14 protein-coding genes are annotated in these 14,074 nt (G+C 37.8%); 4 read left to right on the top strand and 10 right to left on the bottom strand.

What is annotated here, in order from left to right; genetic code table 11:
• Nucleotides 1-105 precede the first annotated feature (105 nt).
• The 4 genes from LI951_RS11980 to LI951_RS11965 all read left to right on the top strand — a co-directional run bounded on the left by LI951_RS11980 (nucleotide 106) and on the right by LI951_RS11965 (nucleotide 4,412).
• Nucleotides 106-1,038, top strand: coding sequence for an ABC transporter ATP-binding protein (locus LI951_RS11980; protein WP_202067587.1), 933 nt, complete (start codon nucleotides 106-108; stop codon nucleotides 1,036-1,038).
• A gap of 10 nt (nucleotides 1,039-1,048) precedes the next feature.
• Complete coding sequence (locus LI951_RS11975; RefSeq protein ID WP_229442323.1) at nucleotides 1,049-2,185, top strand: ABC transporter permease; 1,137 nt, start codon at nucleotides 1,049-1,051, stop codon at nucleotides 2,183-2,185.
• Nucleotides 2,172-3,335 (top strand): ABC transporter permease, encoded by a 1,164-nt coding sequence (locus tag LI951_RS11970; RefSeq protein WP_229442322.1) that lies wholly within the window; start codon nucleotides 2,172-2,174, stop codon nucleotides 3,333-3,335. The genes LI951_RS11975 and LI951_RS11970 overlap by 14 nt, the downstream gene beginning before the upstream one ends.
• 807 nt (nucleotides 3,336-4,142) lie before the next feature.
• Nucleotides 4,143-4,412: a hypothetical protein gene (locus LI951_RS11965; RefSeq protein ID WP_229442321.1), complete on the top strand. Its 270-nt coding sequence runs from the start codon at nucleotides 4,143-4,145 to the stop codon at nucleotides 4,410-4,412.
• A gap of 514 nt (nucleotides 4,413-4,926) precedes the next feature.
• On the opposite strand, the gene LI951_RS11960 is transcribed toward LI951_RS11965, so the two are convergent.
• The 10 genes from LI951_RS11960 to LI951_RS11920 all read right to left on the bottom strand — a co-directional run bounded on the left by LI951_RS11960 (nucleotide 4,927) and on the right by LI951_RS11920 (nucleotide 13,574).
• Nucleotides 4,927-5,076, bottom strand: coding sequence for a hypothetical protein (locus LI951_RS11960; protein WP_229442320.1), 150 nt, complete (start codon nucleotides 5,074-5,076; stop codon nucleotides 4,927-4,929).
• 21 nt (nucleotides 5,077-5,097) lie between these two features.
• Complete coding sequence (locus LI951_RS15150) at nucleotides 5,098-5,226, bottom strand: hypothetical protein (RefSeq protein ID WP_267491400.1); 129 nt, start codon at nucleotides 5,224-5,226, stop codon at nucleotides 5,098-5,100.
• Nucleotides 5,227-5,522: 296 nt separating this feature from the next.
• The gene (locus LI951_RS11955) at nucleotides 5,523-6,623 is read right to left on the bottom strand and encodes an ABC transporter permease (RefSeq protein ID WP_229442319.1); all 1,101 of its coding nucleotides are present in this window, start codon (nucleotides 6,621-6,623) and stop codon (nucleotides 5,523-5,525) included.
• Between the two features lies 1 nt (nucleotide 6,624).
• Nucleotides 6,625-7,317, bottom strand: coding sequence for an ATP-binding cassette domain-containing protein (locus LI951_RS11950; protein WP_229442318.1), 693 nt, complete (start codon nucleotides 7,315-7,317; stop codon nucleotides 6,625-6,627).
• A gap of 879 nt (nucleotides 7,318-8,196) precedes the next feature.
• A complete protein-coding gene (locus LI951_RS11945; protein WP_229442317.1) occupies nucleotides 8,197-8,328 on the bottom strand; it encodes a hypothetical protein in 132 nt (43 codons plus the stop codon).
• 303 nt (nucleotides 8,329-8,631) lie between these two features.
• The gene (locus LI951_RS11940) at nucleotides 8,632-9,630 is read right to left on the bottom strand and encodes a S16 family serine protease (RefSeq protein ID WP_202068077.1); all 999 of its coding nucleotides are present in this window, start codon (nucleotides 9,628-9,630) and stop codon (nucleotides 8,632-8,634) included.
• A 10-nt stretch (nucleotides 9,631-9,640) separates the two neighbouring features.
• Nucleotides 9,641-10,279, bottom strand: coding sequence for a GTP pyrophosphokinase (locus LI951_RS11935; protein ID WP_202068078.1), 639 nt, complete (start codon nucleotides 10,277-10,279; stop codon nucleotides 9,641-9,643).
• Nucleotides 10,280-10,380: 101 nt separating this feature from the next.
• Nucleotides 10,381-11,586: a hypothetical protein gene (locus tag LI951_RS11930; RefSeq protein ID WP_229442316.1), complete on the bottom strand. Its 1,206-nt coding sequence runs from the start codon at nucleotides 11,584-11,586 to the stop codon at nucleotides 10,381-10,383.
• 21 nt (nucleotides 11,587-11,607) lie between these two features.
• Nucleotides 11,608-12,447 carry a YitT family protein gene (locus LI951_RS11925; RefSeq protein ID WP_202068131.1) on the bottom strand — a complete coding sequence of 280 codons (840 nt, stop codon included), beginning with the start codon at nucleotides 12,445-12,447 and terminating at the stop codon, nucleotides 11,608-11,610.
• 2 nt (nucleotides 12,448-12,449) lie between these two features.
• The gene (locus LI951_RS11920; RefSeq protein ID WP_229442315.1) at nucleotides 12,450-13,574 is read right to left on the bottom strand and encodes a M20/M25/M40 family metallo-hydrolase; all 1,125 of its coding nucleotides are present in this window, start codon (nucleotides 13,572-13,574) and stop codon (nucleotides 12,450-12,452) included.
• Between the last annotated feature and the right edge of the window lie 500 nt (nucleotides 13,575-14,074).

Below are 14,074 nucleotides of genomic sequence, written 5' to 3'. Positions count from 1 at the left end.
TCCGAGTTCAATTATAAAGGATTTTTTTGTGTTATGGAATAGGTGGAGATTTTAATGCAACACTAGTGAGTCATAGTATAAAGAAATTTTAAAGGAGTTTTTCATATGATCATCGAAATAAATAATCTGGTAAAACGCTATGGGGACTTAACTGCTTTAAATCATTTTAATTTGAACGTAAAAAACGGCGACATTCTTGGTTTACTCGGACCGAATGGCAGCGGAAAATCAACAGCAATCAACTGTATGCTCTCCCTTCTTTCCTATGACCGTGGTGAAATCAAACTTTTTGGAGAACCGATGGCGCCCAACCGTTATGACTTGAAGCGCCGAATTGGTATCGTTCCTCAGGAAGTAGCTGTTTTTGAAGAACTTACAGTGAAAGACAACATTGATTATTACTGTGGTCTGTATATTACAGATAAGGCCGCACGCATTCAACATGTGGATGAGGTCATCCAACTCGTCGGACTGGAAGAATTTATAAAGTTTACTCCGAACAAATTAAGCGGCGGGCTAAAACGCCGACTAAACATCGCCTGCGGAATCGTTCATAAACCGGAATTAATCTTTCTGGACGAGCCAACTGTGGCTGTTGATCCGCAAAGCCGGAATAAAATTCTGGACAGTATCAAAGAACTGAATGCTCAAGGAGCAACTATTGTTTACACCACACATTATATGGAAGAAGTTGAATTATTGTGCAATCAAATCGTCATTATTGATCAAGGACAGGTGATTGCAGAAGGAAGCAAAGAACAGTTGAAGGACATGATTCGCAACAATGAAAAACTGGTTCTCGAGATTCCCGAGCTTTCTCAGAGCCATATCCAGCAAATCCATCAGCTGGCAAACGTTCTGGAAGCTGTTCATGAAGACAATTATCTGACCATCCAGACTTCAAATACGAAAACGACACTTATCGAATTACTGAACTATTTGGAGCAGCAGGCTGTCTCATATGGAAGTATCCGCACACAGGAAATTACGTTAAATGATGTGTTTCTTGAAATTACCGGCAAAGAGCTGCGGGATTAGGAGGAAAATTATGTTTTGGCATTTATATAAATATCGCATAAAGGTTATGTCAAAAAATTATTCGTTGTTGTTTTGGACATTGGCTTTCCCAATTGTTCTGGGATTGCTGTTTAACTTTGCGTTTAGCGGATTGGATAATCTGGATGTTGTAGAGCCGTCAGATATCGCTGTTGTTACTAAAAATGAAGAAAATATTGCACCGTTCACCAGCATTTTAGAACAGCTAAAAGTGGGAGAAAAGCCTGCATTCAAAAATAAAGAACTGTCTGCCGCAGAAGCTCAAAAGCAGCTGGAAGGCGGAAAAATCAGCGGCTATTACAGCTTTGACGGAGATGAAATTACCCTTCATATTGCAGCAGACGGCATCAGCCAGACTATTTTAAAAGAATTTTTGGATCAATATCTGCAGCAAAAACAAAAGATAGAGACACTGCTTGCTTCCGGGCAAGTAACACCGGAGCAGCTTACAGAAGATTATTTTTCACAGAAAAACTTTATTGAGGAAAATGAGTATTCAAAAAACGGCAGTACTAAAAGCTTTTACTTCTTCACCCTCGTTGGAATGGCCTGTATGTACGGATTTTTCTGGGGTTTGAGAAATGTCAATGACGAAAAAGCTGATCAGTCGCCAAACGGGATTCGTTTGAGCATGGCACCAACAAATAAACTATTGATTATTATCAGCAATATGCTCGCTGCGTATACGTTGTTTTTCCTGGAAATACTTATTCAATTAGCTGTATTCCACTTTGTCTACGGCGTAGATTTCGGGCAGCGCTGGGGCTGGATTATCCTTACCTGCGCATTAGGATGTCTATGTGCACTTGCTTTCGGATCATTTATTGCCCATACAGTTAAAGGAGATTTCAACAAAAAATCATCGCTTGCCATTTCACTGACTATGATGATGAGTTTTTTAGCCGGCATGATGGGAACCGAACAAATCAAATATACGATTGATATGAACTTCCCGATTTTAGGGCGCATCAATCTGGTCAACTTGCTGAGCGAAAGCTTTTATCAGTTGTATTACTACAGCGATATCCAACCGTTTTTTACAAATATTCTATATTTAATCGGCTTTACTGTTTTCTTTATTCTTGCAAATTTCTACTTCGAAAGGAAGGCTCACTATGACCATCTATAATGCTATCCTGCAAATCCTTAAAAAGAATAAAGGTTCACTGCTGTTAGGTGTCATCATTACGTTTGCAGTCACCTTTTTATATTCCAGCTCCTCTTCGGCTGATGTCAGCAATCTGGAAACAGCTGCTGCAGCCATCATTGACGAAGACAACTCTGAGCTTAGTAAAGCCTTAGCTTCATACATTGAACAGCATGCTGATGTTATGAAGCTTGAAAATAATCAAAAAAGTAAAGATGATGCGCTGTATTTCCGTCAGACTGATTACATCCTGACAATCAAAAAGGGCTTTGCTTCTAAACTTTCAGCGGGCAAAATACCTATGATGGAAGTTCAGACAAGACCGGACTCTTTCTCAAAATCATTAATGGATACCTATATTAATAACTATCTGAATACCTATTTGGATTTTCAAAAAGCAGCAGATATGGAAACCTCTGAACTTATTAAAACAACAAACAAAAGCCTCATCTCCAATGGGAAAGTTGTGCTGAATGCAAATCATGCCAAAAAGCAAAATCGACTGGTAACAGCAAGAGTATTTAATTTATTGGCGTATGGACTGTTCACCTCCATTTTTTCCGGCTATGCAGTCATTAATCTGGCCTTTAACCGTCCAGAAATTAAGCGCCGCAATAACTGTTCGCCAATTTCCAAGCAAAAGCTTTCCCGTCGGATTTCCATAGGTATGCTCGGTTATTCTGTTGCTATCACACTGGCATTTATTATCTATATGCTGATTTTTACAAGGAGCGGCTTCAACGCATATACAGGCTATACTTTACTAAATACCGCAGTGTTCTTTATTGTCATGGTCAGTTTCTCAACTTTTATTACAAGCTTTATCCACAACAATGAAGCCATCGGCGGTATCAACAATGTCTTTATCATGGGCAGCTGCTTCTTGGGTGGTATCTTCGTTCCAGCTTCGATCATGCCGGTATTCGTTTTAAAAATTGGTTCGTTCACGCCAACTTACTGGTTTGCACGAACCAATGAGCTGATCGCAGAATCTGCCCAGCTGAATGCAGACTTCCAGAAGGATTTTCTGTTTAACCTCATGATTCTTCTATGCTTTGCGGCAGCGTTCTTTATTCTGAACCTGGCAGCATTGAGGGAAAAAAAGATAAAATCAACATTAAAGATGACTTGATAAGAAGCAGTCAGCAGGATGGATAGGCTCCCTATAAAGTAGACAAGGAAAAATAGCTCTATTTTATAGAGAGCCTATCATTTCATCCCAGTCTCCGATTCTTTTTTATGAGATTGAATAGGCTACACTTTGTTTGACAATTTTTGGGCACACCATTTGCAAACTGTTAGATCATTTCTGAAACCATCAACATAGCAGTCATCAGGTAATTTTTCTCCCAATACATCTGAATACTCTTATAAAAATAGCCCACATCTAACATATTCATCTTTTTCTGTATCAAAGCTAAATTGACCGCCCTTACCTTTGTATTTATGGTAGTCATTCCATGTCAATAAAAATTCTCTCTTCTCAAAAACAACGGTTTTTGAAATAGATCACTTTTATATAAAACCGTTTGGAAAATACTCCATCCTAACAGCTTCTAAGCCCTTAGAAAGCTCCTCTTGCTCTCAATCATAAAAATCTTTCAAAACAACATAGTCAATTTATGAATATATATCCGCGATCTTCACATTCTGGATTGCCAATATTTGTATTGAACCTTAGTTCTTCGTCACATTCAAAACAATCCTTCTTTTTCATATCAGCATTCCTTTTTCATATCAGCATTCCTTTCTCATAAACCGATTTTTTGAAGTAACCGATTATTGCCTAACCGCGTATTTTCAAAGATGCTATGTGGTGATCAAATTACATTTTCCAGAAATCCACACCATATTTGTTGCATAATCCGTACATACATTATATAATTTTATTTACAAAGTGATTTTTACTTTGAAAATAAGCACATGGGAGGAATTATTTATGACAAAAGTTGGCGGTTGGACTATTCCTGAAACACCAGAAATCACAGAAGACGTAAGAAAGGTTTTAAAGGAAGCTGTTAGTGGGTTAGATGGGTCAAGTATAGAACCCTTTGCCCTACTTGGTACTCAGATCGTTGCCGGTGTAAATTATAAGTTAGTTTGTAAAGTAACTCCTATTGTTCCAGATGCTGAGACAAAACTTTCAATTGTTACTATTTATAAACCATTAACCGAGAAAGCAGAATTAAAAGAAATCACTGATATATGAACTACTCCCTGTCAAATAGACAGATAGATATTATAAATCATCCTGAAGTGTACAGTCCAATTCTTGAGCTGCATAACGGACCGGTTGATTGAAATGAAAATAATATCCTATTTAAGATGAGTTTGTTTATAACAATATTGATATAGATCATTTATGAGTACTCCTTGTTTTCTTTAGTTTGAAATACAGATTGAGTGTATTATAAATGATCTTTCATATTGTCTAGCTTAATTTTTATAATTGGCGTTATAAAAAGAAGCTCTATAATAAACGGGACTGATGAAATTAGAGATAATTTCTCAGTCCCGTTCTTATTTCAGAGTAAAATAACCTATCGTTCTCTGTTAAGATTAAGTCACTACACAAAAAAACAGAAGGGAACGACAGACCATATCTCGTGATATCAAAAAAATACTCAAATTTAACTATTTTAAACATTCATCAAGAACAATACCAGGGGGCTCAAACAACTGTCAAGCAGGAACTTAGCGGACAATCGGTACATCTCGGTTCGTTACGGCAGAAAGCCTTTGACTCTTCTGTATTTTTTCTCCAAAGTCATTTTGCGGGTTTCATTAGCTGGAGAGATTTTTTGATCTTCTTTATCATGTGCAACACGTTGTGTTGGGGAAATAATAATCTGAACATTCAGGACTTTCTTCAAGTAGTCTTTTCCATAGTCAATTTAGCTTTTAAACAAAGGACAGGCAGCAATCTGTCGATTTGACGAAACACAAATAGTAAAAGCATCTTCAATTAGTTCATGTCCGATGTAAGTCGTATGGTCGTCCAATAGCTTTATCAATTCGTCCAAGATCATTCTCTCCGGTACTGTTTTATTACTCTACGTTCACCGCCTTTGAGCAAGAAAGTCAACTCACTTTGGAAAAAACCGCGTTTATTCTGCCACAAAAAATAACATTACTTTCTAAAAGCAGATAAGTGTCGGCTTATTTGGCTTGTCAAAAAATGAAAGAAAGGCAGAACCATGACAGCTGTTTTACAAAAAATGATCAGTTTTTCAAATGGTCCTACTTATTTTCAATTTTTTCCATTTCTCAATAACCTGCTGAATTCCTTACTTTGATGACATTGCAGTCCCAATCTTCACTAAAAAACCCAACGTTTTCTTTTTAAAACGAAATAGGAAACAAGTAGTATAGCTAAGCAATAGCTCAAAATAATACCTGCTGAAAATGGAAAGGAAATCGTTGTTCCTATAGGCTCTGTATATCCTGAGCCGCCAACTACAATGTTGGGAAAATTAACGTGAGAAGTAATCAGAAAATCATTTTTAAATGGTGAAAATTCAGCGCCCAAAATCAAAAAGAACAGCATTGACATATTTACAGCACTATTCCCTGTGAACAGCGAAATCAGAAAGCTTAGGCAAGAAAAGAAGAGCAACCACAAGCTAAACAAAACGAAAATGCGTAATAAATACACAGAAAGTGTGATAAGTTCGGCTTCACCATTGTTAGTAATAATCCCAACTGGATAATCCAGTGAACCTGTTCCTTCAAAAGCGCTAAAGATTAGGAAGACAATAACGAAAAGGAACAGTGTCCCTAAAAAAGTATATATGAATCCTGATGCTATTTTGATGAACATCTTCTTTAAAGGAGAAACAGGGAGTACATTATAAAATGAAATCGTGTACTTCCTTTTTTCTAAAGTCATTATTCCTGAAATGATCAAACCAATAAATATAAAGAAAAAAGTATAAGGGAGACCGTATGATACCGTCATATGCAGATAATTCAGACCAGGCATTTTCGTTTTATTGTAGTCAACTTGTGTAATCTGATTTTCAATTAAAAAGTGTAACTCTTTCACTGTCTTCTCTTGTTCCACTAACGGCCTTCCGTATAATTTGCCTGAAAGTGTATCCTCCAAATTTTTCATTTCTAATTCATATTCTGTTTTTACTAATGCTTCCTTATCCCCCTGCTCTATCGCCTCAAGCATTGATTCTAAACGATGATTCACTTCCTTTAAATCTTTAACAAGAGTACTTGCTTCCGGGATATCTGCTAATTGATTGATATTCTCCTTATTTTGTTTCAGCACGCTTTTAAGCTGAACAGCTTGAAATTGGTCATTCAAAGTATCTCTTGAAAAAACTGGTGATAATAACATCAAAAAGAAGAGCGCCAGAAGAAAATAAAAACTCTTTTCTTTTAATATTTTTCTAATTTCAAAAATGAACATGCTACAAGCGCCCCTTTCCTTGAAAAATAAGCTTGTATTCTTCTTCGAGATGAGTTAGTTGTTTCACTACACGAGCAATCTTTTTATTTTTCATAAAAACAACTCTCGAACAGGTTCTTTCCAAGTTAAATAAATCGTGTGAGGAAAGAAGAATAATTTTATTTTCTTCACTCAGTCTTTTTAAGCAGTTATTGACGATTTCCACACTAGTTGGGTCTAAACCATTAAGCGGTTCATCAAATAGCAAAACAGTTGCATTACTAGCTAGATACATGCCAATCAATAGATGCTGCTTCATACCTAGTGACAGCTTTTTAACGGGTTTATCTGCATAGTCTGTCATTTGTAACAAGGTCAAAATTTTGTCAACCTCATCTTTCCCTTTCCAGATATGGTTTACATAATTTAAATGTTCTCTTGCTGTTAAATTTTCATATAAATTGTCTACACCTTCAATAAAGAATATATTGCCCAGATACATTTTTCGGTTTGTTTCCAAATCAAAATGGGAGAGTACGATTCGCCCTTGTTCAATTGGCAATAATGTACCGATGGTTTTAAATAAGGTGGTTTTACCAGTACCATTAGGTGCAACGACACCCAGTACTTCACCAGAAGCCACTTGAAGACATAAATGTTCAATAATTTTCTCTTTTCCAATTTTCACCGTAAGATTCTCAATAATCAACTCCATAAAATACCTCCATTTTATACTATTTCATTAAAAAATTATTAACAATTAGACATTTTTTTGTTATTGTACTATAAAAGAGTTCAAAAAAACGTTTAGAAAGAATTTTTTATGAAAAAGTTATCACATCATTTTGTTTATTCGTTATCAGCTTTTCTTGTTTTAGTCTAGGTCTATATTCTGCTTCAGCTGCAGAAACGGATGAGACAGCAACATCAAACTATTTAGAGGGAAATGACGCACTAACAGAAATACTTGGTAATTTTGAGCCAAAAACACGAGCCTACGTAGAATCCGTACCTAACATTGCTGATCAGATCTTGTACAATGGGAGAGATTGGTCTTCATTACTAAACATTCAATGGCGATCTTTAAGCTTTAGAAATGGCTATACCAGGTCATTTTATGAAAGAAAGGCTTCCTCCTATGTATTTCCTAACCATAGAAGATACCACTGGGCATTTACGTATCAAACCTATTAAAATCATCTTATAAATTCATAAAACCAGTGAACGAAATTTTTACTAGAAATTTTATTCACTGGTTTTATCCTTGATGTTGCGTTAAACTATTCACTATCCAAAAACAAAAAAAATCCTTTATAATGAATCTCGGATGACTTATCCTAGTGCTCTGACCAAATTATATTAAGAGATCGTTCATAAATGATATTCAATGATAGAAAATTTTAACTTGTATGCTTTAACAACAAGAACGAGCAGCCTCAAAAGCAACTGGGGAATTACCAGCTGTTTCTATAATTTTTACAGCTAGTTTGACTCCAGTTAGGGATGAAATCGGCGTTTTTTGCCGAGTTGCTCCCGTGCTGGCTGCACATTTCTTGGGTTAGAAGCATCATTTAATTTTAAGGTGGTCAACATACTAGACCGATATATAGGAGGGAACCAGTTCCTGAGTCAACCAACAGGCAGAAAGATTTTCTTTGGCTAACTGCTGGATTTTCCGACTACTGAAGACACTGCGGGTGTAAGCGAATAAAAGTAATTTCAACATAGCGTTCAGGTCATACTCTCTGGGTCTGCCAAACAGATAAGGTTCAGAAATTTGGAGAGCTTCAACGAGGTCGTTAATGAACCCTGCGGTATTATTTTTTGATGGAACATAAAAAGTGAATAGTTCCAAAGTAAGTTGATTGCATGTTAGAATCAGTATGCATTTGTTTTAGTCCTTTCTAGGTAGAGTACAGGGACAATCTGTACTCTTTTATTTTACCTAAAAACACCAATGAACCCTATTCAGGTATTTCATTGGTGTTTTTCTATGGACTTATTGTATAGACTCGTTTGCGTATTGGGCTTACTGAGTTTCTTTTAAATAACTGATGATATCCTGCAGATTATTTACCGGAACGATTTCCATATCCGACTGCAAAAAATCTCTTGTTCTCACTGCTTCAGCATAATTTGACTCCGAGGTCACATCAAGGTCTGCCCAGTCAGGAACAAAGAAGATTTCAGCCCTTGCGGAGTGAGAAGCCGCTACTTTTTGTGAAATCCCGCCAACCTGACCTATTAGTCCTGATTCTTCAATCGTGCCAGTTCCGGCAATCGTTCGGCCTTGCAGCAAGTCCTGACCGGTAAGCTGCTGATAGATACTCAATGTAAGCATTGCTCCTGCCGAAGGTCCGCCAAAGCCTTTTGAATCAATCATAACTGATGGTGTTTTTTCCTCGATAGCCAGCACAGCACTTAACAAATACCCTTCCAGCTCTGTTTTTTCCACAGTTAAATCTACTGTTTCTCCATTTCTGATAACGGTTAGCTTAGTCTCTCCCGCACGAAGCAGTTCTGGTAGAGCAGAGAGTATTTCCTGCGAAAACGGTTCATCATTCACTGCTGTCAAAATATCATTGACCCGTAAATCATCTAAGCTTGAAGCCTCCCGATTGACTGCCATAATTCTTATGCCTACAGCTTTCAGTTCATTTTCAATCTGAGCTGCCCGATAAGCTTCAACGATCGCTTTTTGCTGAGAGTTCGCCATAAAGGCTCGTTGGATATCCTGGTTATCTCTCCCCATGATCCCCTGATTCGTGTAATCTGTTTTCACATCCGAATAATAAGAGACCAGAGCTGCCAGATAGCTGGCTAACGTCGCTTGACGTCGTCTGACTGTAGTGACAAAGGCCTTCCCTTCTGTCGTTTCCGGTGTATTTGCTACAGAAACCATCTGAACAGCATCCCCCAAAGGTCCAGGTTTCAATATATATCGGTTGGGCAGTTTAAAAAAGAAGATAAAATAAACAGCAGCCAAGCCGATAATAGTGATGATTATGTATTTTTTATTTATTTTCATGTTACACCTCTTATCCTGATAAAGACGAATGATTAAACAATGTGATTCTATCTCTTAAATGCAGCATCTCTTTATCCAGCAAGTGTGCCGTCTCTGAACAATGCTTCAGCTCTTGAATCAGCGTCATGTCTTTGTATTCATTTTTATATTTTAATTCATGCTCAAGATTTGCCCAGAAATCCATTGCTGCAGTACGAATTTGAACCTCCACATTCACCTTTTTTTTCATTGTAGATAAAAATACAGGGATCTGCACAATCAAATGAAGACTTCTGTAGCCATTTTCTTTGGGACATTGAATATAGTTTTTTTCCTTCACAAGAACTACATCATCCTGTCCTAAAAACATCTCTCTAATTCTGTAAACATCATCAATGTAGGAACAAATAATTCGAACACCAGCTCCATCAAAAATTCCGTTTAAAATACTGTCAGTTGTCACAGGCAGCTTCTTTTTTCGGCATTTTTCAAAAATCGAACTGCTGCTTTTTACTCTGGAGCTTATTCGCTGTATCGCCGTATGTTCATTCTTCAAAGACAACTCGGCAAGTAATATATTAAACTTCGTTTCGCATTCCTTCATCGCGCACTCAAAAAAAAATTGAGCATTGCGAATTTCCATTTGACAATGTGAAAGTGACTGATTCATCGTTTCCATCCCTTCTACCTAACAACTCATACTTTTTGCCGGAAAGGCAGGGAGAGCTGCAACTATCAGCTCTCACCGCATACTATTTTTCGGTTATTCAGTTAACCAAGCATCAGTCCGACAATCAATCCTCCTGTAAGTACAGAGGTGATTGTAATCGTTGAGAATCCTGCCGTTACCATGATCGGAAGTAAATTTTGCTCAATTACAGCAATCTCCTCTTCTGATTCACCTACTGCTGCTGCAGCTTCTTTCGTTAAGACCATTGTTCCCGGAAAACCAAAGAGTGTCGTCATCCCAACAGCAATAGACAATGGTCCTGAATAGCCGACCGCTTTTCCAAGGAAATAAGAGATTAGGAAAATTACCAGGACTCCTGCTGCCAGATAGAAAGCAATAGGTCCAACCAGATTAAGAAGATCAGCTGGAACAATATCCGCCAAAGGTCCAAAGGCAATAACCATTATTGAAACCATCATCAAACCAAAAGCATCTGTTGATGACAATGCATTGGGCTTCAGTATTTTAAAGTGTCTCAAGATAATACCTAGGAGCAAAGCAATCACGAAGGTATTAATATTTCCATTCGTCAAATCGCTTAAAAGCCTGGCTACATAAACTGTAGCTCCTAAAATGAACAACGTACCATAGGCAGTCTGAAGAAATTCCGGAAGAATACTTGTGCTCTGTTCTTTTATATTTTCCTTCACTTCATTTTCATAAAACGTCAGATTTCCTTTACGATACTCTCCCTGCACCCGTGTAGCTTCTTTCTTTAAAATATTTGCAGTTACTAAAAATCCGACCAGATTCTTTAGATTGAGAATCAGCAGAGGGAAAACCGCTAAAAGGTATCCTGACAGCAGACCTAAATCTCCTCCAGCGCTCATAAGCTCTGTAACTTTTTCCTGAACCATCAGAATGGACAACGTTCCGCCGGTAATCGCTGCTGTTCCAGCAACTGCAATATTCCGGTCAAAGATTAATTCTCCAATAAAAATCAACACCAGAGACATAACCACTACAGTAATTGAACCGATCACAAAGGTTCGCCACTGCGCCTTCAAATCTTCAAAGCTCATCATTGTTCCAAGGTGAACAATAATTACGCCCACTACCGCACTCCCCAACCCCAGCAGTCCGGATTGTTGGATCAGATCATGAGGCAACAAGTCTGCAGCAAATCCGATTAGAAAAATCATGGATGCTACAAGCATCATTGAAATCAATGCTTTTGTTTTCGACGAAACCAGTTCCCCCACTGTCCAAATTAACATAACAATTGTAAAAGCCAATATTGGTTCCATTTTTATTTCCTCCTTTTTCTCCTACTGGATTGGATGATACGTAAAGCCCAATCCATGTACTTCAGCAACATTGTAAGTAATCACAAAGCTGTCCGGATCAATTTGATCAATCACTCTTTTTACTCGAGGATATTCCTGATCTGCAACAACCATCAAAATCATTTCTCTGCCTTCATCATCTTTTCCGCCTCGAATATCAAAAATCGTCAACCCGCGGTTCATCTCATGCTGAAGTTGTGTTCTCATATCTCCTGCATGAGACTGACTGATAATCATGATAGCTTTTCTTCGTTTTAAGCCAGTTTCAATATAGGTCATAACAACTGATGTAATTCCTATAGACAGAATGGCAAAAAGAAACTCCTCAAATCCAAAAACATAAAGACTCATAAAGACAATTACCACATCCGTTAAGAATAGACCCATAGATGTATTTAAACCGAAATATTTTTCAAAAATCAGTGGCGGGATTGTCGTTCCTCCGCTGGATGCCTGTATTTTGTATAAAAGAGCTACACCTACTGCAAAAATGATGCTTCCAAATATCACTGATAATAAACGGTCCGTTGTCAGCATAATCTCAGGAACAACACGTAAAAATAGCGGAAATAATATACTGCCGAACAACGTATTCCAAAAAACTTTTTTTCCAAGAAAAATTGCAGCAAGTATCAGCAATACCACATTAAATGACAGAACCACCCATGCTCTATTGATTCCAAGCATGTATTCAAGCAAAATCCCAATACCGCTCACCCCGCCGGCCGCAATATGATGCGGCCCCAGAAACATGTTGATGCTGATTGCCAGCAGCAAAACTGCTGCAGCAATCTTTAAAATTTGTGTTCCCTGCTTTTTCATTGTCACACCCCTGTTCTCTCCGGTGACTGCTTAGCCAGCTCCATGACCAGCAAAACTGCCTTTTCCATTTCTGCTACCGGAATATATTCATCCGTTGTATGGATTTTTTCATAACCTATCGAAAGGTTGACCACACGCTTTCCTTTCTCATTGAAAACATTGGCATCACTTCCTCCTCCGCTTGTTTCTCTGATCACTTCATAACCAAGCGCTTCACCTGCTGACAAAAGCAGCTGCATAACCTTTTCGTCATTATCAACATCAAATCCTGTCGCCATTTTCTTTATGGTGATCTCCACTGTTCCGCCATGAAGGGAGGCTGCCTGTTCAAACGCTGCAGTCATTTCAGCAATCAGCTCCTCTGCTTTTTCAGGATCGATTGCACGAACTTCTCCTTTTACCAGAAGCGAGTCCATCACAATATTCGTGGCTTCGCCCCCCTGGATAACTCCTATGTTGGCAGTTGTCCGCTCGTCAATTCTGCCCATTTTTATTTTCTTTAATGCATCTGACAAAATTGCCACAGCTGAAACACCCTTTTCAGGCTCAAGTCCCGCATGTGCGGCCTTTCCGGTTATTACAGCGTCATACATATAAAGTGTCGGACTGGCAACTGTTACTCGTCCTACAGAACCTCCGCTGTCAAGTACATAGCCGATTTGGGATTTTATTAAATCCATATTCAGCGCAGAAGAGCCGATCAAGCCGATTTCTTCACCCGGAGACAGGACAAATTCCAAATCACCAGTTTTAATTCCTTCTTCTTTAATCCGCTGAATTGCTTCCAGCATAATCGCAATTCCAGCCTTGTCATCTGCTCCAAGAATTGTCTCTCCTTTAGAATAGAGAACGCCGTCTTTCTCGATCATCTCGATACCATTTCCCGGTGTCACTGTATCCGTGTGTGAAGAAAACATCAGCGGTTCTTTCCCGACAGCTCCTTTAAGTGTGGCAATCATATTATTTGCACCTAAGCCTGTTGATTCCATACTCTCATCCTCTGTAACTGTCATTCCAAAAGAGACAAACTTTTTCTTCAAAAATTCATGAACCTTTGCTTCATTTCCTGAAACCGAATCAATTGTTACCAACTCTTCAAACGTCCTTACCAATCTTGATGTACTCATTTCAATCACTCCCATTATTTTGTGTTTTTTAAAAGGGATATTAGCCAACCCTTTCTTCAAGATAAACTATAACAAACAAATGATTCATCCTGAGATCAACTTTTTCATACAGGACTGAAAAAAAAGTAAATTTTCTTTTCCTTTTTGAGTCTGATGAAAAATGACAGGGAATTCCGTAATTCTCTGTTGTTAAGTTGAGTATATCCTTATGTAAAAATCTGGTCAAAGATTCAGATTTTGTTATTTAAAAAAAATATCCTGTTTTTACAGTAAAAACTTTTTTCCATCTTGTTCCCCATCTGACTATTCCCTTATCAGCTATTGATTTTCCTGATATTTTTTTAAGTAAGAAAAACAAAACTGTTGTAAAATAATTTTTCGCAAATTTCAAGTGCAAGTTAGCCACTTATTGAAATTCTCTCGTTATTCAATTTTTTTGTTTCCTAGTAAGGGGAGCTCACGTAGTCAAGGATAGTTGGGCCATCTCTTCCAACAAGCAT

Origin of the sequence: Enterococcus sp. BWT-B8, from assembly GCF_020567625.1 — a bacterium.
Taxonomy (GTDB): Bacteria; Bacillota; Bacilli; order Lactobacillales; family Enterococcaceae; genus Enterococcus_L.
The sequence above is the reverse complement of the archived record's forward strand: the minus strand, read 5'-3'. Positions and strand labels throughout refer to the sequence as shown.

Excerpts from the sequence above, each read along its gene's own strand:
- LI951_RS11980 (WP_202067587.1), top strand. The coding sequence starts at position 106 with ATGATCATCGAAATAAATAATCTGGTAAAACGCTATGGGGACTTAACT.
- LI951_RS11975 (WP_229442323.1), top strand. The coding sequence starts at position 1,049 with ATGTTTTGGCATTTATATAAATATCGCATAAAGGTTATGTCAAAAAAT.
- LI951_RS11970 (WP_229442322.1), top strand. The coding sequence starts at position 2,172 with ATGACCATCTATAATGCTATCCTGCAAATCCTTAAAAAGAATAAAGGT.
- LI951_RS11965 (WP_229442321.1), top strand. The coding sequence starts at position 4,143 with ATGACAAAAGTTGGCGGTTGGACTATTCCTGAAACACCAGAAATCACA.
- LI951_RS11955 (WP_229442319.1), bottom strand. The coding sequence starts at position 6,623 with ATGTTCATTTTTGAAATTAGAAAAATATTAAAAGAAAAGAGTTTTTAT.
- LI951_RS11950 (WP_229442318.1), bottom strand. The coding sequence starts at position 7,317 with ATGGAGTTGATTATTGAGAATCTTACGGTGAAAATTGGAAAAGAGAAA.
- LI951_RS11945 (WP_229442317.1), bottom strand. The coding sequence starts at position 8,328 with ATGTTGAAATTACTTTTATTCGCTTACACCCGCAGTGTCTTCAGTAGT.
- LI951_RS11940 (WP_202068077.1), bottom strand. The coding sequence starts at position 9,630 with ATGAAAATAAATAAAAAATACATAATCATCACTATTATCGGCTTGGCT.
- LI951_RS11935 (WP_202068078.1), bottom strand. The coding sequence starts at position 10,279 with ATGAATCAGTCACTTTCACATTGTCAAATGGAAATTCGCAATGCTCAA.
- LI951_RS11930 (WP_229442316.1), bottom strand. The coding sequence starts at position 11,586 with ATGGAACCAATATTGGCTTTTACAATTGTTATGTTAATTTGGACAGTG.
- LI951_RS11925 (WP_202068131.1), bottom strand. The coding sequence starts at position 12,447 with ATGAAAAAGCAGGGAACACAAATTTTAAAGATTGCTGCAGCAGTTTTG.
- LI951_RS11920 (WP_229442315.1), bottom strand. The coding sequence starts at position 13,574 with ATGAGTACATCAAGATTGGTAAGGACGTTTGAAGAGTTGGTAACAATT.